The organism is Salinimonas sediminis (assembly GCF_003429285.1).
GTDB lineage: Bacteria > Pseudomonadota > Gammaproteobacteria > Enterobacterales > Alteromonadaceae > Alteromonas > Alteromonas indica.
The window spans coordinates 2812925-2833136 of sequence record NZ_CP031769.1 but is presented as its reverse complement, the minus strand read 5'-3'; the positions used below and the strand labels follow the sequence as shown (position 1 = coordinate 2833136).

Genomic DNA, 20212 nt, shown 5'->3' with positions numbered 1-20212 from the left:
AATCAGTCCTTATTTCGTAGGTGGGCTTTGCGCATGGGGATACCCGCAGCCGATAAATACTCTTTGAGCTCCTGCATATCGATAATGCCTTTATGGAATACCGAGGCAGCTAATGCGCCGTCCACGTCAGCCTGCTCGAATACGGCTCTGAAATGTTCAATCGCGCCCGCTCCGCCTGAGGCTATCAAAGGAATCTGGCAGGCTTCGCGTACCGCGGTAAGTTGACGTACGTCATACCCCTGACGTACTCCATCCTGGTTCATGCAATTAAGTACAATCTCGCCAGCACCGCGGCTTTGCACTTCCTTTATCCACTCCACCGTCTGCCAGCGAGTTTGCTGGGTGCGGCTTTCATCACCGGTAAATTTATAAACCTCATAACGATCATTTTGTTCGTTATAAAAGCTATCAATACCGATTACCACACATTGCTGACCATATACATCGTGCAATTGGTTAATCAGGTCGGGGTTAGTCAAAGCTGGTGAATTAATCGAAATTTTGTCGGCGCCCATTTCAAGGATGCGGCCAGCATCTTCTACTGACTTAATTCCACCCGCTACACAAAATGGGATATCGATGACCTGAGCAATGCGGCTTACCCAGCTTTTGTCTACCACCCGCTTATCGGAACTGGCAGTAATATCATAGAAAACCAGCTCATCAGCCCCGGCCTGAGCATAACGTTCAGCTAGCGGCACTATATCACCGATAATTTCGTGATTACGAAATTGAACACCTTTTACCACTTTGCCATCGCGCACATCAAGACAGGGGATTATCCGTTTTGCCAGCATTCAATTGCCTCCTTCACGGTGAATTTACCTTCCAGTAGGGCACGGCCTAAAATAACGCCGTCAACCTGACTAGGACGCAGCGCACGAATATCATCCAGCCCGCCGATGCCACCAGAAGCTTGCCACGATACCGCCGGAAATTGTGCCTTCATTTGTTCATAAAGCGCAACATTAGCCCCTTGCAAGGTGCCGTCACGGCTGATATCGGTACACAATACGTGCGCTACGCCCACCTCTGCAAAATCGGCCAGCAACGTTTCCAGTGCTACGCCAGAGCTTTGCTGCCAACCATGGGTCGCAATAAACTTGTTACCATTGTCATCAATATTGACATCTAGCGCCAAGACTATTGCGTCGCTGCCGTATTTGGTTATCCAGTGCTTAACCAGGGCGGGCTCTTGGACGGCTAATGAGCCTATAACCACGCGGCTAACCCCAGCGGCTAATAGCTGCGCAACATCCTCTTCACGTCGAATACCACCGCCGGCCTGAAACTGCATTCGCTTGGTATCGACCATGGCCCGAATAAGGTCAAGTTGACGTTTGTCGGTGTCTTTAGCGCCAGTCAGGTCCACAATATGCAACCAGGTGGCGCCATCGTCTGCATAACGATGAACAACATCTACTGGATCCAGCTTGTATTCTGTCTTTTGGTCGTAGTCGCCCTGGTACAAACGCACCACGGCGCCGTCAATTAAATCTATTGCAGGTATAATCATTACAGGTTCACAAAGTTAGTCAAAAGCTGAGCTCCGGCATCACCAGAACGTTCAGGGTGAAATTGCACACCGTAAAAATTGTTATGGCCAATAGCGGCAGAAAAAGGCTGACCATACTCGCAACTGGCCAGCGTGTGTTCATACACAGGCACGGCAAAACTATGCACAAAATAAAAATAGGTGTGATCAGCGATACCGGCAAATAACGGATTGTTACCGGTACTTGTCACCGTGTTCCAACCCATATGGGGGAGCCGTTGGCCATTAGCCTGCAGGCGTTTCACCTGGCCAGGCATCAATCCTAAGCAGTCGATGTCGCCCATTTTGCTTTCAGCAGAACTTTGCACCATCATCTGCATCCCCAGGCAAACGCCCAGCACCGGCTGAGTCAGGCTTTGCAAAGTAGCCCCCAGCTTTTTGGTATGGATACTCTGCATCGCCGCCGAGGCCGTACCTACGCCGGGCAAAAACACTTTGTCGGCAGCTTTTATCACACTATCCTGGTCCGACACTTCAACGGTCACGCCCAGGCGTTCCAACGCAAAGCGTACTGACGAAATGTTGGCGCAACCGGTGTTAACAATAACAATACGCTGGCTCATTACAGTGCTCCTTTGCTACTGGGCAGCGCATCTCCCTGGCGGGAAATAGCCTGACGCAACGCCCTGCCGAACACTTTGAATAAACTTTCCACCTGATGATGCGCATTACCTTCACTCGTTGAAAGGTGTAATGACAGACCCATACTCTGGGCCATCGAATAGAAGAAATGTTCTACCATTTGAGTGGCCATTTCGCCCACCCGATCCTGGGTAAAGCTTGCTTCAAATTTAAGGTGAGGGCGGTTCGAAATATCCATGATGCATTCAGCCCGGCACTCATCCATTGGTAACGCAAAACCAAAACGTCCGATGCCCCGTTTATTGCCTAACGCTTTCTTTAGCGCCTCGCCAAGGGCCAACGCGGTATCTTCTACGCTGTGGTGATCATCAATATGCAAATCGCCTGTCACTTCCACTTGCATTTCAAAGCCGCCATGGGTCGCTATCTGGTCCAGCATATGGTCAAAAAAGCCAATGCCGGTAGCCATATGGCTCTTCGCTGTAGAGTCCAAATCCACCCGCACCCGAATGTCGGTTTCCGAGGTTGTGCGAACCACCTCAGCAATACGGGAGGAGGCCAGCAATGTTTTTTCAATATGCTGCCAGTTGTTTTGTTCGCGGTTATACAAAATACCTTTTATGCCCATATTTTGGGCCAACTGCATATCAGTTTGACGATCGCCAATGACCACCGAACGGGTAAAGTCTACTTTTCCTTGCTGCAAATAATCGCTTACCAGCCCTAGTCTGGGCTTTCGGCATGCGCAGTTGTCTGCATCCACGTGGGGGCAAATCAGTACGTCGTCAAACATGACGCCCTGACTGTTAAAGATTTGCATCATCAAATTGTGGGGCGCATCAAAATCGGCTTGGGGAAAACTATCCGTTCCCAAACCATCCTGATTAGTGACCATAACCAGCTTAAAGCCAGCCGCCTGGAATTTTAGCAACACGGGGATAACCGCCGGCTCAAATACCAGCTTATCGAGCTTATCCAGTTGCTTATCAACCGGTGGCTCTTCAACCAGGGTGCCATCGCGGTCGATAAATAAAATTGCTTGTTGGCTCATGCCGACGCTCCTGTTGTTTGGACAAAGGCTTTAATCAGGGCGATAAGACGCTGATTTTGCGCTTCATTACCTACCGTAACCCGTAAGCAATGTTGTAAGTTCAGTTGTTTTGACTGGTCCCGAATCAGCATGCCATGCTCTACCAGATAGGCCATCAGTGCTGGGCTTTGTGCATAGCGAAACAACACAAAATTGGCGCGTGTGTCGCCGGTAATGTCAAATCCGGGTAGTGCAGCTATGGTGTTCTTTAGCCACTGCTTTTGCCGGTTGATAAAGTCGACCTGCAGTTCAATTTTTGCTTTACCTTCGGCGTTTAGAGCCTGAGCTGCAATTTGTGCCACTGGCTCTGCCAAGGGATAAGGAGCAATGACTTTCATCAAGGCAGCGATAACGGGCGCGTTCGCCAAAGTGAAGCCACACCGCAAACCGGCCAAAGCAAACGCTTTAGACAGAGTGCGTAAAATAACCAGGTTAGGGTAGTCGGCCAGCTTGTCAGCCCAGCTATTTTGCTTATCAAATTCAATATAAGCTTCATCTACCACTACCAGAGCCGTGTCACTGAAATGCCTGACTATACGGTCCAGGTCGTCAGCATCCACGGTAGTGCCGGTGGGATTGTTCGGAGCGCAGATAAAGACCAGGTTTACCTCACCGGTAGCACAAATAGAGGCCACATCTAACGAAAAGTCGGCATTTAAGGGCGCGTGCTTTACCCCAACATTACACGTCTGCGCGCTAATGGCATACATACCGTACGTAGGAGGGCAAATGAGAATGTTATCTTGCCCAGGAGTACAAAAAGTACGAATAAGCAGCTCAATGCCTTCATCTGCGCCCCGGGTTACGATAAGTTCGTTATTGCTTACCCCAGCATATTGGGCGTAGGCGTTCACTACCTCAGCAGGCTGACACGAAGGATAGCGGTTGAAACGGCTGCTATCCACACTGTATTCGTTGGCATAGGGCGATTCATTGGCATTGAGCCAATCCTGCCCGCCAGCAAATAAGCGACGCGCAGATTCATACGGTTGCAGGGCGACCAAATTATCGTTAATAAGCGTAGAAACGATATCAGACATTGCTATCATCCTTTAACGCTGACAACCGCAAACCCACGGCTTTTTCGTGAGCATCAAGACCTTCAGCCGCTGCTAACACCATAATGTCAGGACCTAAATTGCGTAGGCCGTCGGCACTCAATTCCTGCACCGTAAAGCGGCGCATAAAGTCTAGCAAACCCAGTGATGAATAGTTTTTAGCATAGCCATACGTAGGCAATACATGGTTGGTTCCTGAGGCGTAATCTCCCGCCGACTCGGGTGACCACGGGCCTAAAAACACCGAACCGGCATTTTTGATGGAGGCCATAGCGGCGCGGCTATCCTGCAGCTGCACAATTAAGTGTTCCGGCGCATAGCTATTGCTAACGGCGATAGCCTCAGCGCGATCCGCGGTTAAAATATAGCGGGCATTATCCATAGCCAATGTGGCAATTTCGTTGCGCGATAATGCAGCCAATTGTTTGCTCACCTCAACCTGTGTCTGTTCAATCAGCGCAGCAGAGGGGCTAACCAGAATTGCCTGTGAGTCAGTACCGTGTTCCGCCTGTGAAAGCAAATCAGCGGCAACGAACGCTGGGTTGGCAGTATCATCAGCCAATACCAGTACTTCTGAGGGGCCGGCAGGCATATCAATTGCCGCGCCGTCCGGACGCAGGCTAACCTGTTGTTTCGCCTCCGTAACAAAGCTATTACCGGGACCAAATATTTTATCTACCTGGCGAATGGTATCTGTACCCAGTGCCATAGCGGCGATCGCCTGCGCCCCACCACACAGGTATATTTCATCAATATCACACAAGCTGGCCACCAGGGCGATTTCAGGCGCTATAGCGCCTGATTTGTTTGGCGGCGTACACAATACTCGGCGGTTCACCCCAGCCACCAGGGCAGGGACACCTAACATCAAGGCCGTGGAGGGCAGCGGCGCCGTGCCACCTGGTATATATAAGCCTACCGCATCAAGGGCGGCGAAGCGCTGCTCGCATACTACGCCAGGGCTGGTGGTTAGCGTAATATCCTGCGGTTGCTGGGCCTGGTGAAACTGTTTGATATTCGCCATGGCCGTATTAATCGCATCAGCCACCTTTGGCGTCACTTGGGCAGCCAATGCATCTCGCTGCGCTATAGTTAATACCAATGACGATAAGTCAGCACAGTCAAACTTGCGTGTATACCGTAATAGGGCATCATCGCCTTCGGCTTCAACATCGGCAATAATCTCACTCACCGTTTGTTTTAACGCTGAGCTGTTTTTCAGTACCGGCCGCGCCAGAGCCTGGCGGCGGGCCGATGCATCCAGTTCGTTCCAGATAAGCATGTCGTTAACCCATCATTTTTTCAATTGGCATCACAAGGATTGAACGGCAGCCTAAATCTTTCAGCTTTTCCATCGTCTCCCAAAACAGATTTTCCGGGCTTACTACATGAATCGCCACGGTATCCTCGGCGCCCGCCAGTGGTAGCACAGTAGGGTTTTCAGCACCGGGCAGCAGGTCTTTCACCTCTTCCAAGCGCGCTTTAGGGGCATGCAGCATTATATATTTGCTTTCTTTGGCCTGCATAACGCCATCTATACGCGGTACCAAACGGTCGATAAGCTGCGCTTTTTCATCAGTGAAATCCCCAGCGCGTTTGATTAACACGGCTTTAGAGCGGAAAATAACGTCTTTTTCTACTAATCCATTGGCTTCCAATGTGGCGCCTGTTGATACCAGGTCGCAGATTGCATCGGCTACTCCAGCCCGGGGAGCCACTTCAACAGAACCTGTCAGCATCACTGCTTTTGCGTTGACGTTTTGCTCTTTGAAATAACGCTCTAGCAAGTATGGATAGGTTGTCGCGACCTTTTTGTTCTGTAAAGTATTAACGCCGTCATAGGCCATTTCATTGGGCACCGCGATAGATAGCCGACAACCGCCGTAGTCCATACGGCGTAACACCTCATACTCTGCAGGTTTACCCGCCGCCGCGCGTTCAAGCATTTTTTCTTCAAGCTCATTTTCGCCGATAAACCCCATATCTACCACACCGTCCATTACCAGGCCCGGGATGTCATCGTCACGGACCCGTAGCAGGTCAATATCTTCATTGGTAGAGTGGGCGATAAGCAGACGATCGCGAATATTAAGTTTAATGCCAATGGCTTTAAGCAGTTCGATACTATCTTTGCTTAATCGGCCGGATTTCTGTACCGCTATACGCAGTCTTCTGCTGTCACTCATAATGATTCCTCTATTACTGATTCTGGCGCTTAAAACGAAAAACCCCCGAAAGTTTCCTTCCGAGGGCCTAAGAAATCTTCATCTGCGCCACTGGAAGGAAACAATACCCTTCCAGCACGAACCTGAAAGGTTATGCTATATGGTGGTGATGATGGTTTGCAGCGCAGTTATACATAAGGTTGATAAATTCAAAATTTTTTAAGACCGGTAGACATTAATCAATTGAATCGCGATTTGCAACCCTTCAATTATCAAGTGCGCCATTTTTATGCTAAATGAAAAAGCATATTATATAACAGGGCCTCGCTCAGTGATTTTTGTCTTCTAAGAACTAAACTTTTAAAACTTTCCTACGGTACAAGTGAGTACGTCATTTCTTCACCTTCGGACTATGATGCGTTTACGTGGGGCAGTTGTCATTTTGGGTTGTGTGCACGTAGCCTCGGCAAACGCTGTTCTGGCTGCAGACAACTACACTTCGGTAAAACTAACCGAGCTTAACCCTGATGCTCAGTCTACGTGGAAACGCCTGGCTGACGAGCCTATTCATTATCCCCGTGCTCTGGCGTTTAATGAGGTGGCCGGTTGTTCCGTGGTTGATGTAACGATTAGCCCTGCCGGCCAGTTGCAGGATATCCGGGTAGTCCAGGCCCAGCCTTTTGATGTTATTAGTTTGCCAGCAGCGCAGCTGATTAAAAGCTGGCAGTGGTATAAGTCAGACAGCCTTCCTGCCCGAGAAGAGAACAAACAAATCAGGTTAGATTTTTGCTATAGCGGTGTGTCCGCCCAGGCGGCAGATAGTTTGTGTATGGCACAGGTGAAAAGGGCTTGCCAATAAAAAGGCGCCAGAGAATTTCCGACGCCTGTTCACAGTAGGTTTATCGCTGTTTATTGCTGGCGACGACGATAAAGCATTGCTGCGCCTGCCAGGCCAAATAACAGCGCGGTGGCCGGAGCATTTACATCAGCTACCGCAGCGGGGGTGATGATCGCGGGCTGTGCTTCTAGTTGGGTATATTGCGCGCCGGGTTGACTGAAGTTATAAAAACCAAAGCTTCCTGCGCCAAATTCACCCGTTAAGCTGAACTCTTTAGACCCATTGATAAACACTTCCACCAAGTCGGCGGTATAGGTAATATCAAAGTCGTAACTAACGTCGAACGCCCAGCCCGCATCGGCCAGGGTATTTGCCCGTGCAAGCTCGGTTACGCCCCGACTTTCTTTATGCTCCCACGCACCTTTATTGTAGCCCAGGCCACCGCTAACCAGCGATGCTGACATCCCGACGCTGGCGGTACCTAATTTACTGTGCGTTTGATCAGCCTGTTTCCAATCAATCAACAGAAAATCGGTTTTTGCAGAATTCACATCGCCTGCATTGTAACCGAGTACAAAGCCGACAAAATCATCATCCTGATTGCCGGAAACCGTCATTTGGCCTGAAATTGTTTTGCCCAGCATGTTCTCATTTGAATAGAACACTGTGGGTGAGCCATTTTTGCTCTGGGTGGCCAGTGTGCCGTCGGCATCGACTGTCCAAACGCCATCACCATCAGATTGCCAACTGCTTAAGTTCAGCAGCGCGCCGTGAGCGGTAAACGCCGACATTATAAAAGGCAAAGCTAAAGCGAAACGCTTCATATATGGTTTTCTCCAAGTGTATAACCACTCGCTGTTTAGCAACTAACGTACCCAATGTTGTAAAAGGCGTAAGAAAAACAAAATAATTAATAATTGCAGTGAGTAGGCGAATGCTTGAAACCGGTAGGAAACTAAAAAACCGGCTAACAGCAGCCGGTTTTTGAAGAGGGACAAACGCCCGTGCTCGCTGGCTCGGGCAAGGTGGAACACGCGCCTAATTCAGCTTTTGATCCACCCAAAATTTAGTGCCTTTAACAGTAGCCTGCAGCGCTAAGCCGCTTTCCGTCATTGAGTACACCGTTACATTACCCAGGTAACCCTCACCGGCCACGGAGGCCCCTTTATTACCTGCTTTAGCGGTGGCATCTGCATTCCCACCAGCCGTCCAGCCGTTTTCAATAAAATAGTTCAACGCCTGTTGGCTATGGAAAACCATGACCAGGCGATAGTCTTTCGCGCCTATCCCCAAACCGATGCCCCCTTCAGCCATATTCATATAGGTCTTCACGCCGGTGGCATTGTTGTTAACTACGCCATAACCTGTGCCCGCAGAAACAAAAATCACATTGATATTGGCATTGCTAAATACCGCGTATCCAGCAGCATCGCGCAACTGTGAACGGGTATCGGGTTTTTCCTGATACAGCCGGGACAGGGCATTTTCCTGCATATCCAGAATAGCCTGACGCTTTTGCGCTACAGTGCCATCTCCCATTGAAGCACAACCTGCCATTGCTATTAGGCCGGTAGCTAACGCTATACGTTTGAAATATCTCATAAATTTCATGGTAGTCTCCTATTGTATCCACGTCAGGCACATGGTACTTCGATTAGTTACAGCAAATATCGTGCAAATAGCACTTTTATGTTTGAATAACCACTAATACAGGCATAGGCAACGAAAGGTTTGGTTTAGTTACCGGATAAACACAAGCCAGTATTCAGGCATCTATTAAGCTTACTTGTTCAAAACTTTACTGATTCTTTACCGGCTTGGGGCAACTTAGCAAACAACTTAGCAAAATAGCGGGAAGCATAGCTTCCCGGGTGAAAGTGGGCGGGGCACTTCTAATTAAGTTGGGTAAGCGTGTAGCCTTTTTCTTCAAGCAGGGCCAAAACCCCTTCTTTTCCGGGCATGTGCAAGGTTCCCACCAAAATCAGTTCAATCTCGTCTGTCGCCATCATGGCTTCAATTTTAGGGAGCCAGTTTTTATTGCGGTTGACCAGAAGGTCGTCATAAACCTCTGGATATTGCTGGGCTACATCGCCCATTGCCGTTTCATGTAGCGCTTCCATATCGCCTTTTCGCCATTGTTGCTTCATAGGTTCAAGGACGCTGCTCAACTCTTTGATGTCTTCCAGTGTATAGCGGATAAAGGCGTTTTCCTGGCCTTGCGCCATAGCACTAATAAAGGCCAATTGTTCATCTGGCGTTTCAAACCAATCGATGGTTTTCTCTTCACCGATGGCTGTGCTAAAAAAATAAGCATCGACGCCCTGACTGGTCAACCCTTCGCGCTGAAATTCAATCATGGTCAGGGTGAGCCCCAACATGGCTGGTTTTAAATGGATCAGGGTATCTACCGGCAAACTTCGCGCATTCATATAGGCGGTAAGTAGCTGATAAGTGTCCGCCGATAAATCATTGGCAATAGTGTGAGGGGCTTGATAGCTGTTTTGCTGCAGCATTTTCTGGCCAAACGCTGGCGAGCTTACGGTTTGCATATCCGTTTCAAACACCAAGGTATCGGCTTGCTGGTAAGCTTTTTCGTAGGCCGCAGGTAACGGATAATCTTGCGGGCTGAGAATATGGAGCGTACCGCCCAAATACAAGGTGTTGTCACCTTTAGTTACTTGCCATACCGACGCCGCCTGAGCCTGGCTGGTTAGCAGTAATACCACCAGCGAGCTGAATATTTTGCGCATAATAATAGGTGAACTCCGTTTCGTTCATAAATTATAGAACAAGCAATGTAATCGGCTTCGCCGCAATGCGCAACACAATGCATGTAACAACTCATTGCGCGGTTACTGCTCCCACCAACGGTTACGGCATATTGCCAGGCCACAATCCGCTAAATAGCACACTAATTGTTTGCGGTCCTGTAAATTAAGGAAGGAGCCTAACTGATAATGTTGGCCATCGCAGTGCAGCGCGCATATAGGCAGTTGCCAGTGTCTTTCGGTTTGGGTAAATGTGAAAACACAGCCTTTGCGCGCAAAGGTGACCACCATAGGCGTTTTACTCCCCTGATAGCGACCTTGCGATAGTTGTATAGAAGATTGAGTGATAGTCAGCAATTGCCCGTGGTGGGCGGCCCCATTTACCCGGTACATAAGCCACGCAAAAAGACCAAGTTCAATACCGGCAAAGGGAAGTACAAACCACGCGCCTGCCAGCCCCCATAGCACGGCAATCATGCTTACCGGTATACTCAGCAGTACGATCGTTAATTTTGCTTGCGGCCAATGCGCCGAGCAATTCGGTAGCAGCAGTAGAATAGTTGTGTCGTCAACCACGCTATGTTGAATCACGGCAGGTTAAAAATTTGTGAAAAGGTAATAATAAGCGTAACACAGGATTTCTTTTTCAGCGGGTTTCTGGCACTGTTTGCGCTGTTTATTTTTATGATGTAAATCCATGGTAGCGGTATTAAAGCAACACCCCTGGCGAAGCCTGTTAGTTCTCTTTTGGCTGGTAATTGTAATGATGCAGCCAGCCCCTCTTAATATGTTGGCAGATTACGCTGCCTTTAGCGTGCTGGGTGTAACTGGCGCAGTATTTGCCAACGCTACCGGCGCGGGTGGGGGCGTTGTATTTGTACCCTTCTTTCATCATCTTGGCCTGACACCCATGCAAATTGTCGCTACCAGCTTTGCCATCCAATGCTGCGGCATGAGCGCCGGCGCGTTGACGTGGTGGCATTATTATCGAAAGCACCACGGCCAAGATGAACAATGGCAACCGTTAACTGCCAGCTTGTTGCTTACTGTGCCATGCTCGATAGGTGCAATATTGCTGGCGCAGTGGGGGCAACATTTAGCAGCGCTGGCGGCGTTTGGTGAGAACGCAGCCCAGCTTCATATAGGCTTTGGGCTGTTCTCAATAATGCTGGCGTTGGCAATTTTAGGCTCGGTGCCATTGTTAAAACGCAGTCGTTTTGAACTAAAGCTTAGTAAAGGTGATTGCCTGGCATTACCTTTAATTGCATTTATTGGCGGTTTGGTTACTGCCTGGTTGTCGGTGGGGGTGGGGGAATTAGTCGCGGTGTATTTAATTATTCGGCGCTTTAATATCACTATGTCTATTGCTGTGGCCGTGATGTTGAGCGCACTAACGGTGTGGGCGGCTGTCGGCTTTCATATAGTACAGAGTCAGGCGATAATCTGGCCTATTGTGTTATTCGCTGGGGCCGGTGCTGTCATTGGTGGGATTGTCGCTAAACGCGTGGTGCTGGCATTTAACGCCAGTCACTTAAAAATATTTTTCGGGGTGTGGGTGCTGCTGATGGGTTTAGCTGGCTTGCCGGTATTTTAAACCAGTCGCGCAAACCGTTTATCCCAAGGGGCAAACTAAACCAGGTACATCACGTAACAAAGCAGGTATGTCCAACTATATAACAGGAGACAGCCTGCATGTCACAACATCGCTTCACAGCACAGCCTAAATATCAGCTTACTCAACCTTTGTGGACGAAAGACGCCGTTATCTATCAGGTGAATACCCGCCAGTTTAGCGAGCAGGGAACGTTTAAAGGCGTCGAGCAGGGGCTGGATCATATCAAAGGAATGGGCGCCGATATTATCTGGCTTATGCCGGTGCAGCCTATTGGGCATAAAAACCGTAAAGGTACGCTGGGCTCGCCTTACGCGGTAAAAGATTATTACGGCGTAAATAGCGAATTTGGCACCCCGGCTGATTTTGCCAGCCTGGTAAAAGCGATTCACCAGCGCGGTATGCGGGTCATTATAGATTGGGTACCAAACCACAGTGCATGGGATTGTGATTTGGTAACTTCTCATCCGCAGTGGTATGCCCGGGACTTTAAAAACGATTTCAGGCCATCGCCATGGTGGGACTGGGACGATATCATCGAATTTGATTATCAACAGTCAGGTTTGCGTGAGTATATGATAGAGGCAATGCAATACTGGCTTACTGAATACGATATCGATGGCTTTCGCTGCGATGTTGCCGGTTATGTACCTAATGATTTCTGGGAGCAGGCAAAAGTTGCGTTGGAAACAGTAAAACCGGTCTTTATGCTGGCAGAATGGGAAAACCGCGATCTGCACGAACAAGCATTTAATATGACCTACGCATGGAGCTGGAATGAAACCATGCATGGTATCGCCACAGGACAACTGTCGTTAGATAAACTACGTAAATATTATTCGTGGAACGAGCGTTCCTGGCCAACAAGTGCTTATCGAATGACGTTTGTCAGCAATCACGATATGAATGCCTGGGAAGGCACCCAACATGAACAATTTGGCGACATGCTGGCGCCTGCCATTGTACTTTCTGTTATCGGCGAAGGGATGCCGTTAATTTACAATAGCCAGGAGGCAGGCGAAACGAAACGCTTAGCGTTTTTTGAGCGCGACCCAATTGAGTGGCAACCCCATGCCATAGGACAGTTGTACCGCGAGCTGATTCAAATCAAAAAGTCGTTTAGCGCCCTTCATAACGGTCCTTTTGGGGCAACCATGATCCAGGTGCCATCATCGCATATGCAACAGGTATTTAGCTTTGTACGGATGGATAACGATAAGCCGGGGGCTGGCGAAAAAATATTGGTTCTGCTTAACTTTTCCGCCCAGCATATAGATGCGAAATTTGATTCAATACTCTATCCAGGCCGTTATAAAAATCTACTCACTGGGGAGACCATCACGCTTGCCACCGACCAGGCGCTTTCGCTGCCACCTTATAGCTATTATGTATTACAAGGTGAGACTAGCCAGCATTAATCGCATCAATGCGATCAAAACCCATGCCATTCGCTACGTTAGAATTGCCATTTAGCGGTAGGCGTTCGAATGGCCAGCTAAGCCCCCACGCCAACCAGAATATTCAGGGCGCGAAGCTCATTATCGTTATATACACCTACACCTACACTGGCATCAGCACTATCAGCATCCGATCCGCTGAGCGAGATAAAGCCATTGCGCTGCCACAATTTAACCGTGATCTCGTATTACAAGGTCAGACTGGCCAGAATCAATAGCATCAACGCTATAAATACCCATGCCATCCGCCGGGTTAGAATTGTCACTGTGCCGGTGGGAGTGGGTGTCTGCCGGCGCTCAAATTGCTCGGTTACAGCCTGACCGACCTGTACAAACTGGTCGCGAAGCCCCGTTACCATTGTCAATACCCAGCCCCCGGTTCGGGGTAACAAGCGCCGATACAGCCACTCTGCGTCTAAATTTACTGAACGTAACTCCGGCGGATACAGCCCTTGCTTGTTTAACCATACAAACGCCAAAGCAGAGAAAAACAGCAGTTGAATCTGAGTTAAGGTGTGGGTGAGGTCGTAAGGGCTATATTCATGCTCCCACGGTAACAGTTGGTACAACCATTGTGGATTTACGCCGATAGCAATACACAGTACTGCTGCCAAACCCATAGCCAGTTGCATGTTCAAAGGCGCTTCCTTGGGACGTAGGCCGGAGTCATGGGCAAAGAAAGCAAAAAACGGAATTTTAATCCCTGCGTGGTGAAATACGCCCGCTGAAGCGAATAGCAACATTAGCCAGACAATGGTTTGCTCTTGCTCAAGTAACGCTGCCATAACCATGCTTTTACTCACAAAACCACTAAACAGCGGAAACGCCGATATCGATGCAGCCCCCACCAAACAAAATACAGTCGTGCGCGGCATAGTTTTGTACAAACCACCTAAATCTGAACCATTAACATGGCCAACCCGGGTTAATACCGCCCCCATAGTCATAAATAACAGACCTTTAAAGATCACATCATTAAAGGCATGGGCGACTGCGCCATTTAGTGCCAGCGCAGTGCCCACCCCAATACCGCAGACCATAAACCCAAGTTGATTAATCAGCGAATACGCTAATACTTTGCGCAGATCGTTTTCAATTACGGCATAGAATATTGGGAAGCAGGTCATGGCGGCGCCAATATAGATCAATATTGGCTCGCCGGGGAACATCCTGGCCAGTAAGTAAATAGCCACCTTGGTGGTAAAGGCTGACAAATACAGGGTGCCGGTGGGGGTAGCCAGCGGATAAGCATCTGTAAGCCAGGTATGCAAAAACGGGAAACCACATTTGATCCCTAAGGCAAAAAACAGCAACCAGGAGGCAGCGCCTTGCAAACCAACATATTCAAGTTTTAAACTGCCGGTCTGCTGGTATAACATAATCGTTCCACTTAGCAGCAGAACGCCAGATAACACCTGAACAATCACATAGCGATTTGCTGCGCGTATAGCCTCAGGGGTGCGCCGGGCCCAAATAAGGAAGGCCGAAGTAATAGCTAATAGTTCCCAGAACATGAATACAGTGAGTAAATCACCGGCAAATACTGCCCCCACGGCACTGCCTGCATACAGTAAACCGCATACTTGCTGGGTGGTATCTTTTACGTGCAAAGAGTAGATAAGTGCAATAAGAGCGGCAATGTGAAACAAATAGCCGAACAGTAAACTTAACCTGTCTACATGGTACAACTCCAACACCATTGCCCCAATTTGCCAGGTGGTTCCTCCAGCCTGGCCCTGAGTTAGATAAAGGTTAAGCCCGCCCCATAGTGGAGCCAGCAATAACAGGATTTTCAGTTTACCTTTTAATAGCGGCGCCAAAGCAGCAAATATAAAAAATACAACAAAAGGGGGGAGGCTGGCCGTCCACATTATTTCTTCTCCTGCCCGATATCTTCTTTATCCAGTGGCGCTTCGTAATAATCCTCATTACGCATCAGTAATGTGCGCAATGCCTTAGCCGCAAACACGAGTAGCACACAGGCAATAAAACCATACAAAGCATAAAAAGCCGGGATACGTTCAAGCTCAGTGTAAATATGCCGGTGCACGATAAAGTCAGCAACTACCAACAACACGCAGATACCGTAAAAAATGCGCAAAATCCAACGCACAACGTTGGGGTCATCGAAAAAGCCGTCTTGTGAGGGTTTATGGTTCATGTGTTGTCTCCGCCCACAATGGTGTGTGCCAGCTGTAGGAAAATATCCGGCTGAAAGAATAAATATATACATATGACGCAGGGGATAATCATGGCTATTAAGCAGGGCAGCGGTGCTTCGCCACTGGCTGGTTCATTGGCCGGGGCCGTTTTAAACCAGGCGTTAATCGGGATAGTGAGTAAATACCAGATATTCAGTAAGGTACTTAGCATCAGCGTAATACTTAACGCCCAGCCCAGCCAGGTAGCACCCTCAAAGGCTGCGGCGCCACTGACCAGATACCATTTGCTCCACATTCCACCGAAAAACGGAATACCGATAATACTCATCGCACCAATTGCAAAGCACATGAATGTAACGGGCATGGATTTGGCTAGGCCGTTTAGCTCACTCACACGGGTTTTATGGGTAGCCACCAAAATTGCCCCTGCGGCAAAAAATAAGGTGATTTTGGCAAAAGCGTGCATGGCGATATGCAGCGTGGCCCCTACCAGCGCCGCCTGGTTTACCATCAATGCACCCAGTACAATGTAACTTAATTGGCTAATGGTGCTGTAGGCCAGCCGTTCTTTAAGATTGTCCCGGGTCATAGCCACCAACGAGGCCAGGATAATCGTGGCCATGGGCAGCAGTAATAAATATTGGGAATTTATCGCCTGAGCGATAACGTCGGGCCCCATAATAAAGAGGACCACTTTTAACAGGGTAAACACGCCCGCCTTAACCACCGCCACAGCATGCAGTAACGCGCTAACGGGGGTAGGGGCCACCATTGCCGAGGGCAACCAACGATGCAGGGGCATGATGCCCGCTTTGCTTATACCTAACAAAAATAACAGCATAAGCGGAGCAATATAGATACTTTCCATATTGCCAGCCATTACGCCGGCCTCGCTAAAGCTAAGGGTACCGGCCTGCAGATACACAATGATGATGGCCGGTAAAAAGAACGCAATTGACGAGCCCATTAGTATAAGTAAATATTTTCGCGCTCCGGCTCGCGCTTCGCTGGTACCGGCATGGGCCACCAGCGGATACGTACCTACCGTAAGTATCTCGTAGAATAAAAATAACGTGAGCAGGTTTTCAGCAAAAGCAATAGCCATGACACAGGCGATAGCAATTGCAAACAGCGTATAAAACCGGGTTTGGTTGCGCTCATGATGGGCGCGCATATAGCCAATGGCATACAAGGTGGTAACAATCCACAAACTGCTAGCGATAAGGGCGAATAAAACCCCGAAATAATTAACCGAAAAGGCAATTTGCAAACCGCTGAGTGGTTCCGCCAGTACCAGAGAGGCTGGGCTATCAGCTTGCTGATACAAGGCGCATACAATAACAAACAGCACCGTTGCGGTTATAACTGAAACCGCATCTCGGATATTAGGTCTGGCTGAAAACATCGGTATGAGCAAAGCACCGGCCAGCGGAACCAGCATAGTAGCTAACAACAGCGTGGACGGGGTCATTGCGCACCTCCGTTACCCATCATCGCTTGCACTGCCGTTTGAGCCGCTTCCAGGGGGATCGACGTGTACAAGCCAAAGTAAAAACACGCGAATACCATAAGGTAACAGCAAGCCGTGGCCACCGGAAGATCGGCTACAATTTGTTTGCCAGACCCAACTTTATGCACATGAAGCTTGTCACTACCATCAAAATAAAGGGTTTCTATTATCTTCCATACATACATGATTGCCAGAATAGAGGCCCCTAAAATACTGCCTGCGACCAAATAATTGCCTTGGGCTAGGGCGCCCTGTACCAAATACCATTTACTGATAAATCCCGCAGTGCCAGGTACTCCAATCAGACTTAACCCGGCCAACGCAAACGCGCCGGTAGTCCAGGGCATGGTTTTCCCCGCTCCGCGTAACTTATCCAGGCTGGTTGTATGCAGCCGCATAAGAACCATTCCAGCCGCCATAAATAAGGCTGCCTTGGTAACGGCATGATTAAACATATGCACAATTGCTGCCGTCAGCCCAGCCTCATTGTTTAAACCAATGCCGACAATCATATAACCTAACTGAGCGACACTGGAATACGCCAGCAAGCGCTTGATAGATACTTGGCATAGAGCCTTATACGAGCCGTACAGCATGCCCAGACAGCCGCTAAGCATAAGGAAGCCAGGCAATAACATTTCTTCCCAATAGGCCTGTGGAAATACCTGATACAGCATGCGAATGAGTACATACACGGCCACCTTGGTTGAAGTCGACGCCAGCAATACAGTGACCATAGTAGGGGCTTGGGTATATGCCTCTGGTAGCCAGGAATGCAAGGGAAACGCCGCGGCCTTGAGCGCCAGACCAATTAAGATAAACAATAACGCTGTGATTACCAGTTTCATTGAGGCGAAGTCATCAAAGCGAGCTGCCAGATCGGCCATATTCAATGTACCAGAGGCCGCATATAAAAAGCCTATCCCTAACAGGAAGAAGGTGGCCCCCAATGTGCCGGCAATTAAATAATTAAATGACGCCACCAAGGCCTGGCGTTTGTGTCCCATCGCAATCAGCGCATAAGAGGCCAACGATGAGATTTCCAAAAACACAAACAGGTTAAAAATGTCCCCGGTCAGTGCCATCCCCATCAATCCAAGAATAACTAGCTGGAAGGCAGCATAAAAAAGGTGAATTTGTGAGTCGTGGATTTCCTGCTCGGCACTTTTGCGCCCATAAATGACCGTAATTAAAGCAATAAACGCAACAATCACGGCGATCAGCGCGTTTAATGAATCAATCACATACTCAATGCCCCAAGGCGGTTTCCAACCTCCTAATTCGTAATGGATGACTTTACCGGTAGTCACATCATTCAATACCATTGCACTGATAACTGCCAGAGCCAGGCACATCATTAGCGTTAATGCCCAGGCTACCCGCCGGTCGGCAATCATCGCGGTAATGGGGGCGCAAATTAATGGAATAACCACCAGTAAAACCGTAAGCAGCTCCATCAATCCAGCTCCTCCCGTTGAATCTGCAAGTGAATATCGTCCTCTTCCATACTGTTGTACGCGCGTCGTATACGAATAATTAAAGCAAAGCCAAGCGCCATCGTGGCTACACCCACCACAATGGCGGTCAGCATCAACACCTGGGGCAGCGGGTTAGCATAGCGTGTGGCGGTTTCCGTAATGATAGGCGCAGTGCCATCTTCTACTTTGCCAATACTGACATAAAACAGGATCACCGCGGTTTGAAACATGCTTAGGCCGGCTAGTTTTTTCATCAGGTTGGGGCTGCTCATCATGGTGAACATACCAATCATCATTACGCCGATAATGAGCCAGTAATTTAAATGTCCAAGCAGGTACGTAGTCATTGTGGTGGGATTGTCCTTGCGAAGGTGTAAAACAATAGCAACATAACGCAGGCTACGGTGATGCCCACGCCCAGCTCGATAACGATAATGCCAATATGCTGGCCGGCTAAAGGGGTATCTGACAATGCGCTATAGTCCAGGAAAGTGCCCCCTTTAAATAAAGAGACGACCCCTACGCCAGCAAATAATAATACGCCCGCAGAAGCACCTATGCGCAGCACCGCCTCAGGTAACACCCGGCTGGTGGCTTCTACGCCGTAGACAAGGGCGTACAATAAAAATGCACTGCTAAAAATAACGCCCGCCTGGAAGCCGCCGCCCGGACTGTAATCGCCATGAAACTGTACATACAACGCGAACAGTAAAATAACCGGTACCAGCCATTTGGTTATCACCCGTAATATCAGGCTGTCACTCATCATTCCTCCTGGCTTTGAGATGGACTTTTTCCCGGCGACCTAACAGCAATAACACACCAATACCGGCTGTCAGCACCACGGTAACCTCGCCTAATGTGTCAAAGCCGCGATAGCTGGCTAGCACAGCGGTAACCAGGTTCGGCACGCCGGTTTCATCCACGCCTTTTTCAATATAATGCTTGGCTACCTGCTGATAGGCCGGCGACTGACTATCGCCAAAGGCCGGTAAATCCTGAATGCCAAATATCACTAAACTACCCATGGCTAAGCTCAGCAGTAGGGGGAGGGCCCGTTTGCCGGGTTTTATCGGGGCGCTATGACCATGGCGCACTGCGGCCAGCGTAACCAGCATCAGCACGGTAGAAATGCCCGTTCCTACCGCCGCTTCGGTAAATGCAACATCAGGCGCATCCAGTACAACAAAAAGGCTTGATACCAGCAGGCTGTATAGGCCAAACAGCATTACCATTGCCAGCAATACTTTTACCCGCATCACAGCAAAGGCGGTTACTAATAAAAACACCAGTAACACGGTATTTAACAACAGGCTCATTATAAATCTGCCTCATCGTTATTTTTCGAGGCATGGCCAGGTAGCCCCCAACGCCACGCGCTGTTCGCCAGCGCGTAAGAAGACACCGGGCTGGTAAATAATAAAAAAAGGAAAACAATTAAAAGCTTGGCAGAGGTCAATGTCCAACCTGACTGGCAGGCCAGTCCGGCTAGCAGTAAAAACGAACACAGAGTATCGGTAATGCCAACAGCGTGCAGACGTGAATAGAAATCGGGGAGTCTAAATAAGCCAATACCGCCGGTAAGGCTTAATACGCAGGCCAGCGCAATTAGCGCGTAAGACAATATTTCCATCATCGCTGTTGCTCCTCCTCTGGCGTTTCCGGGTGGTCAGTTGATGCATAAAACCGGCCTCGTTCGACCAGCCTTAGCGCGGCCACCACCCCTATAAAGTTAAGCAGTGAATACAATAATGCAATGTCGAGTAGATCAGCCCGGCCGGAAAAAAAGGCAATTAAAGCAACCAGTAATACCGCTTTAGTACCGAACATATTCACCGCCAGGATCCGGTCGAACACGGTGGGGCCGACAAATGCGCGGGCTAATGCCAACGCCATGGTGATCAAAAACGCAATACCGGCAACCAGATAAAGCATAT

At 49.1% G+C, this 20212-nt stretch carries 24 protein-coding genes and 1 other annotated feature; of the genes, 3 read left to right on the top strand and 21 right to left on the bottom strand.

The annotated features are described in order from the left end of the window. Positions 1 to 2: 2 nt before the first annotated feature. The 7 genes from hisF to hisG are packed head-to-tail and all read right to left on the bottom strand — an operon-like array spanning position 3 to position 6471. On the bottom strand, positions 3 to 797 hold the full coding sequence (hisF, locus tag D0Y50_RS12590; protein WP_108568328.1) for an imidazole glycerol phosphate synthase subunit HisF: 795 nt from the start codon (positions 795 to 797) through the stop codon (positions 3 to 5). Further along, on the bottom strand, positions 779 to 1516 hold the full coding sequence (hisA, locus tag D0Y50_RS12585; protein ID WP_108568327.1) for a 1-(5-phosphoribosyl)-5-[(5-phosphoribosylamino)methylideneamino]imidazole-4-carboxamide isomerase: 738 nt from the start codon (positions 1514 to 1516) through the stop codon (positions 779 to 781). The genes hisF and hisA overlap by 19 nt, the downstream gene beginning before the upstream one ends. Further along, the gene (gene hisH / locus D0Y50_RS12580) at positions 1516 to 2118 is read right to left on the bottom strand and encodes an imidazole glycerol phosphate synthase subunit HisH (RefSeq protein WP_117317251.1); all 603 of its coding nucleotides are present in this window, start codon (positions 2116 to 2118) and stop codon (positions 1516 to 1518) included. Before hisH ends, hisA begins: the two co-directional genes overlap by 1 nt. After that, positions 2118 to 3188 (bottom strand): bifunctional histidinol-phosphatase/imidazoleglycerol-phosphate dehydratase HisB, encoded by a 1071-nt coding sequence (hisB, locus tag D0Y50_RS12575; RefSeq protein WP_108568325.1) that lies wholly within the window; start codon positions 3186 to 3188, stop codon positions 2118 to 2120. Before hisB ends, hisH begins: the two co-directional genes overlap by 1 nt. After that, positions 3185 to 4267: a histidinol-phosphate transaminase gene (hisC, locus tag D0Y50_RS12570; RefSeq protein WP_108568324.1), complete on the bottom strand. Its 1083-nt coding sequence runs from the start codon at positions 4265 to 4267 to the stop codon at positions 3185 to 3187. The genes hisB and hisC overlap by 4 nt, the downstream gene beginning before the upstream one ends. Further along, positions 4260 to 5567 carry a histidinol dehydrogenase gene (gene hisD, locus D0Y50_RS12565; protein WP_108568323.1) on the bottom strand — a complete coding sequence of 436 codons (1308 nt, stop codon included), beginning with the start codon at positions 5565 to 5567 and terminating at the stop codon, positions 4260 to 4262. The genes hisC and hisD overlap by 8 nt, the downstream gene beginning before the upstream one ends. Positions 5568 to 5571: 4 nt before the next feature. Beyond that, positions 5572 to 6471 (bottom strand): ATP phosphoribosyltransferase, encoded by a 900-nt coding sequence (gene hisG / locus D0Y50_RS12560; protein WP_108568322.1) that lies wholly within the window; start codon positions 6469 to 6471, stop codon positions 5572 to 5574. Between the two features lie 33 nt (positions 6472 to 6504). After that, positions 6505 to 6626: a sequence feature (His leader region), on the bottom strand. A 206-nt stretch (positions 6627 to 6832) separates the two neighbouring features. Here hisG and D0Y50_RS12550 point away from each other — a divergent pair. After that, the gene (locus D0Y50_RS12550) at positions 6833 to 7309 is read left to right on the top strand and encodes an energy transducer TonB (protein ID WP_147318241.1); all 477 of its coding nucleotides are present in this window, start codon (positions 6833 to 6835) and stop codon (positions 7307 to 7309) included. 50 nt (positions 7310 to 7359) lie between these two features. Here D0Y50_RS12550 and D0Y50_RS12545 read toward each other — a convergent pair whose 3' ends face one another. The 4 genes from D0Y50_RS12545 to D0Y50_RS12530 all read right to left on the bottom strand — a co-directional run bounded on the left by D0Y50_RS12545 (position 7360) and on the right by D0Y50_RS12530 (position 10647). After that, positions 7360 to 8112, bottom strand: coding sequence for a PEP-CTERM sorting domain-containing protein (locus D0Y50_RS12545; protein WP_117317246.1), 753 nt, complete (start codon positions 8110 to 8112; stop codon positions 7360 to 7362). A 214-nt stretch (positions 8113 to 8326) separates the two neighbouring features. Beyond that, positions 8327 to 8890: a lipid-binding SYLF domain-containing protein gene (locus D0Y50_RS12540; RefSeq protein ID WP_108568343.1), complete on the bottom strand. Its 564-nt coding sequence runs from the start codon at positions 8888 to 8890 to the stop codon at positions 8327 to 8329. Positions 8891 to 9180: 290 nt separating this feature from the next. Continuing rightward, complete coding sequence (locus D0Y50_RS12535; protein ID WP_117317244.1) at positions 9181 to 10038, bottom strand: TraB/GumN family protein; 858 nt, start codon at positions 10036 to 10038, stop codon at positions 9181 to 9183. 102 nt (positions 10039 to 10140) lie between these two features. Beyond that, positions 10141 to 10647 (bottom strand): DUF2244 domain-containing protein, encoded by a 507-nt coding sequence (locus D0Y50_RS12530; protein ID WP_117317242.1) that lies wholly within the window; start codon positions 10645 to 10647, stop codon positions 10141 to 10143. A gap of 106 nt (positions 10648 to 10753) precedes the next feature. On the opposite strand from D0Y50_RS12530, the gene D0Y50_RS12525 reads away from it, so the two are divergent. Both D0Y50_RS12525 and D0Y50_RS12520 read left to right on the top strand, forming a co-directional pair. Beyond that, on the top strand, positions 10754 to 11650 hold the full coding sequence (locus tag D0Y50_RS12525; RefSeq protein ID WP_108568316.1) for a sulfite exporter TauE/SafE family protein: 897 nt from the start codon (positions 10754 to 10756) through the stop codon (positions 11648 to 11650). 98 nt (positions 11651 to 11748) lie between these two features. Next, positions 11749 to 13086, top strand: a complete 1338-nt coding sequence (locus tag D0Y50_RS12520; RefSeq protein WP_117317240.1) for an alpha-amylase family glycosyl hydrolase — start codon at positions 11749 to 11751, stop codon at positions 13084 to 13086. Between the two features lie 77 nt (positions 13087 to 13163). On the opposite strand, the gene D0Y50_RS19905 is transcribed toward D0Y50_RS12520, so the two are convergent. The 10 genes from D0Y50_RS19905 to D0Y50_RS12475 are packed head-to-tail and all read right to left on the bottom strand — an operon-like array spanning position 13164 to position 20210. Beyond that, complete coding sequence (locus D0Y50_RS19905) at positions 13164 to 13295, bottom strand: hypothetical protein (protein WP_269748299.1); 132 nt, start codon at positions 13293 to 13295, stop codon at positions 13164 to 13166. 18 nt (positions 13296 to 13313) lie between these two features. Then, the gene (locus D0Y50_RS12515; protein ID WP_117317237.1) at positions 13314 to 14996 is read right to left on the bottom strand and encodes a Na(+)/H(+) antiporter subunit D; all 1683 of its coding nucleotides are present in this window, start codon (positions 14994 to 14996) and stop codon (positions 13314 to 13316) included. Then, the gene (locus D0Y50_RS12510; RefSeq protein ID WP_108568313.1) at positions 14996 to 15286 is read right to left on the bottom strand and encodes a hypothetical protein; all 291 of its coding nucleotides are present in this window, start codon (positions 15284 to 15286) and stop codon (positions 14996 to 14998) included. The genes D0Y50_RS12515 and D0Y50_RS12510 overlap by 1 nt, the downstream gene beginning before the upstream one ends. Next, on the bottom strand, positions 15283 to 16758 hold the full coding sequence (locus D0Y50_RS12505) for a proton-conducting transporter transmembrane domain-containing protein (protein ID WP_117317235.1): 1476 nt from the start codon (positions 16756 to 16758) through the stop codon (positions 15283 to 15285). The genes D0Y50_RS12510 and D0Y50_RS12505 overlap by 4 nt, the downstream gene beginning before the upstream one ends. Next, positions 16755 to 18254 carry a monovalent cation/H+ antiporter subunit D family protein gene (locus tag D0Y50_RS12500; protein ID WP_218023536.1) on the bottom strand — a complete coding sequence of 500 codons (1500 nt, stop codon included), beginning with the start codon at positions 18252 to 18254 and terminating at the stop codon, positions 16755 to 16757. Before D0Y50_RS12500 ends, D0Y50_RS12505 begins: the two co-directional genes overlap by 4 nt. Next, the gene (locus D0Y50_RS12495) at positions 18254 to 18622 is read right to left on the bottom strand and encodes a cation:proton antiporter subunit C (RefSeq protein ID WP_108568310.1); all 369 of its coding nucleotides are present in this window, start codon (positions 18620 to 18622) and stop codon (positions 18254 to 18256) included. Before D0Y50_RS12495 ends, D0Y50_RS12500 begins: the two co-directional genes overlap by 1 nt. After that, positions 18619 to 19041 carry a Na(+)/H(+) antiporter subunit B gene (locus D0Y50_RS12490; RefSeq protein WP_108568309.1) on the bottom strand — a complete coding sequence of 141 codons (423 nt, stop codon included), beginning with the start codon at positions 19039 to 19041 and terminating at the stop codon, positions 18619 to 18621. Before D0Y50_RS12490 ends, D0Y50_RS12495 begins: the two co-directional genes overlap by 4 nt. After that, on the bottom strand, positions 19034 to 19594 hold the full coding sequence (locus D0Y50_RS12485) for a DUF4040 domain-containing protein (RefSeq protein WP_108568308.1): 561 nt from the start codon (positions 19592 to 19594) through the stop codon (positions 19034 to 19036). The genes D0Y50_RS12490 and D0Y50_RS12485 overlap by 8 nt, the downstream gene beginning before the upstream one ends. After that, the gene (gene mnhG / locus D0Y50_RS12480; protein ID WP_108568307.1) at positions 19594 to 19911 is read right to left on the bottom strand and encodes a monovalent cation/H(+) antiporter subunit G; all 318 of its coding nucleotides are present in this window, start codon (positions 19909 to 19911) and stop codon (positions 19594 to 19596) included. The genes D0Y50_RS12485 and mnhG overlap by 1 nt, the downstream gene beginning before the upstream one ends. After that, entirely contained in the window at positions 19908 to 20210 is a 303-nt protein-coding gene (locus tag D0Y50_RS12475; protein WP_108568342.1) for a monovalent cation/H+ antiporter complex subunit F, read from the bottom strand. Before D0Y50_RS12475 ends, mnhG begins: the two co-directional genes overlap by 4 nt. Between the last annotated feature and the right edge of the window lie 2 nt (positions 20211 to 20212).

Bases quoted from the DNA above. Each gene is read 5' to 3' on its own strand.
- hisF (WP_108568328.1), bottom strand. From the start codon at position 797: ATGCTGGCAAAACGGATAATCCCCTGTCTTGATGTGCGCGATGGCAAA.
- hisA (WP_108568327.1), bottom strand. From the start codon at position 1,516: ATGATTATACCTGCAATAGATTTAATTGACGGCGCCGTGGTGCGTTTG.
- hisH (WP_117317251.1), bottom strand. From the start codon at position 2,118: ATGAGCCAGCGTATTGTTATTGTTAACACCGGTTGCGCCAACATTTCG.
- hisB (WP_108568325.1), bottom strand. From the start codon at position 3,188: ATGAGCCAACAAGCAATTTTATTTATCGACCGCGATGGCACCCTGGTT.
- hisC (WP_108568324.1), bottom strand. From the start codon at position 4,267: ATGTCTGATATCGTTTCTACGCTTATTAACGATAATTTGGTCGCCCTG.
- hisD (WP_108568323.1), bottom strand. From the start codon at position 5,567: ATGCTTATCTGGAACGAACTGGATGCATCGGCCCGCCGCCAGGCTCTG.
- hisG (WP_108568322.1), bottom strand. From the start codon at position 6,471: ATGAGTGACAGCAGAAGACTGCGTATAGCGGTACAGAAATCCGGCCGA.
- D0Y50_RS12545 (WP_117317246.1), bottom strand. From the start codon at position 8,112: ATGAAGCGTTTCGCTTTAGCTTTGCCTTTTATAATGTCGGCGTTTACC.
- D0Y50_RS12540 (WP_108568343.1), bottom strand. From the start codon at position 8,890: ATGAGATATTTCAAACGTATAGCGTTAGCTACCGGCCTAATAGCAATG.
- D0Y50_RS12535 (WP_117317244.1), bottom strand. From the start codon at position 10,038: ATGCGCAAAATATTCAGCTCGCTGGTGGTATTACTGCTAACCAGCCAG.
- D0Y50_RS12525 (WP_108568316.1), top strand. From the start codon at position 10,754: ATGGTAGCGGTATTAAAGCAACACCCCTGGCGAAGCCTGTTAGTTCTC.
- D0Y50_RS12520 (WP_117317240.1), top strand. From the start codon at position 11,749: ATGTCACAACATCGCTTCACAGCACAGCCTAAATATCAGCTTACTCAA.
- D0Y50_RS12515 (WP_117317237.1), bottom strand. From the start codon at position 14,996: ATGTGGACGGCCAGCCTCCCCCCTTTTGTTGTATTTTTTATATTTGCT.
- D0Y50_RS12510 (WP_108568313.1), bottom strand. From the start codon at position 15,286: ATGAACCATAAACCCTCACAAGACGGCTTTTTCGATGACCCCAACGTT.
- D0Y50_RS12505 (WP_117317235.1), bottom strand. From the start codon at position 16,758: ATGACCCCGTCCACGCTGTTGTTAGCTACTATGCTGGTTCCGCTGGCC.
- D0Y50_RS12500 (WP_218023536.1), bottom strand. From the start codon at position 18,254: ATGGAGCTGCTTACGGTTTTACTGGTGGTTATTCCATTAATTTGCGCC.
- D0Y50_RS12495 (WP_108568310.1), bottom strand. From the start codon at position 18,622: ATGACTACGTACCTGCTTGGACATTTAAATTACTGGCTCATTATCGGC.
- D0Y50_RS12490 (WP_108568309.1), bottom strand. From the start codon at position 19,041: ATGAGTGACAGCCTGATATTACGGGTGATAACCAAATGGCTGGTACCG.
- D0Y50_RS12485 (WP_108568308.1), bottom strand. From the start codon at position 19,594: ATGAGCCTGTTGTTAAATACCGTGTTACTGGTGTTTTTATTAGTAACC.
- mnhG (WP_108568307.1), bottom strand. From the start codon at position 19,911: ATGATGGAAATATTGTCTTACGCGCTAATTGCGCTGGCCTGCGTATTA.
- D0Y50_RS12475 (WP_108568342.1), bottom strand. From the start codon at position 20,210: ATGCTTTATCTGGTTGCCGGTATTGCGTTTTTGATCACCATGGCGTTG.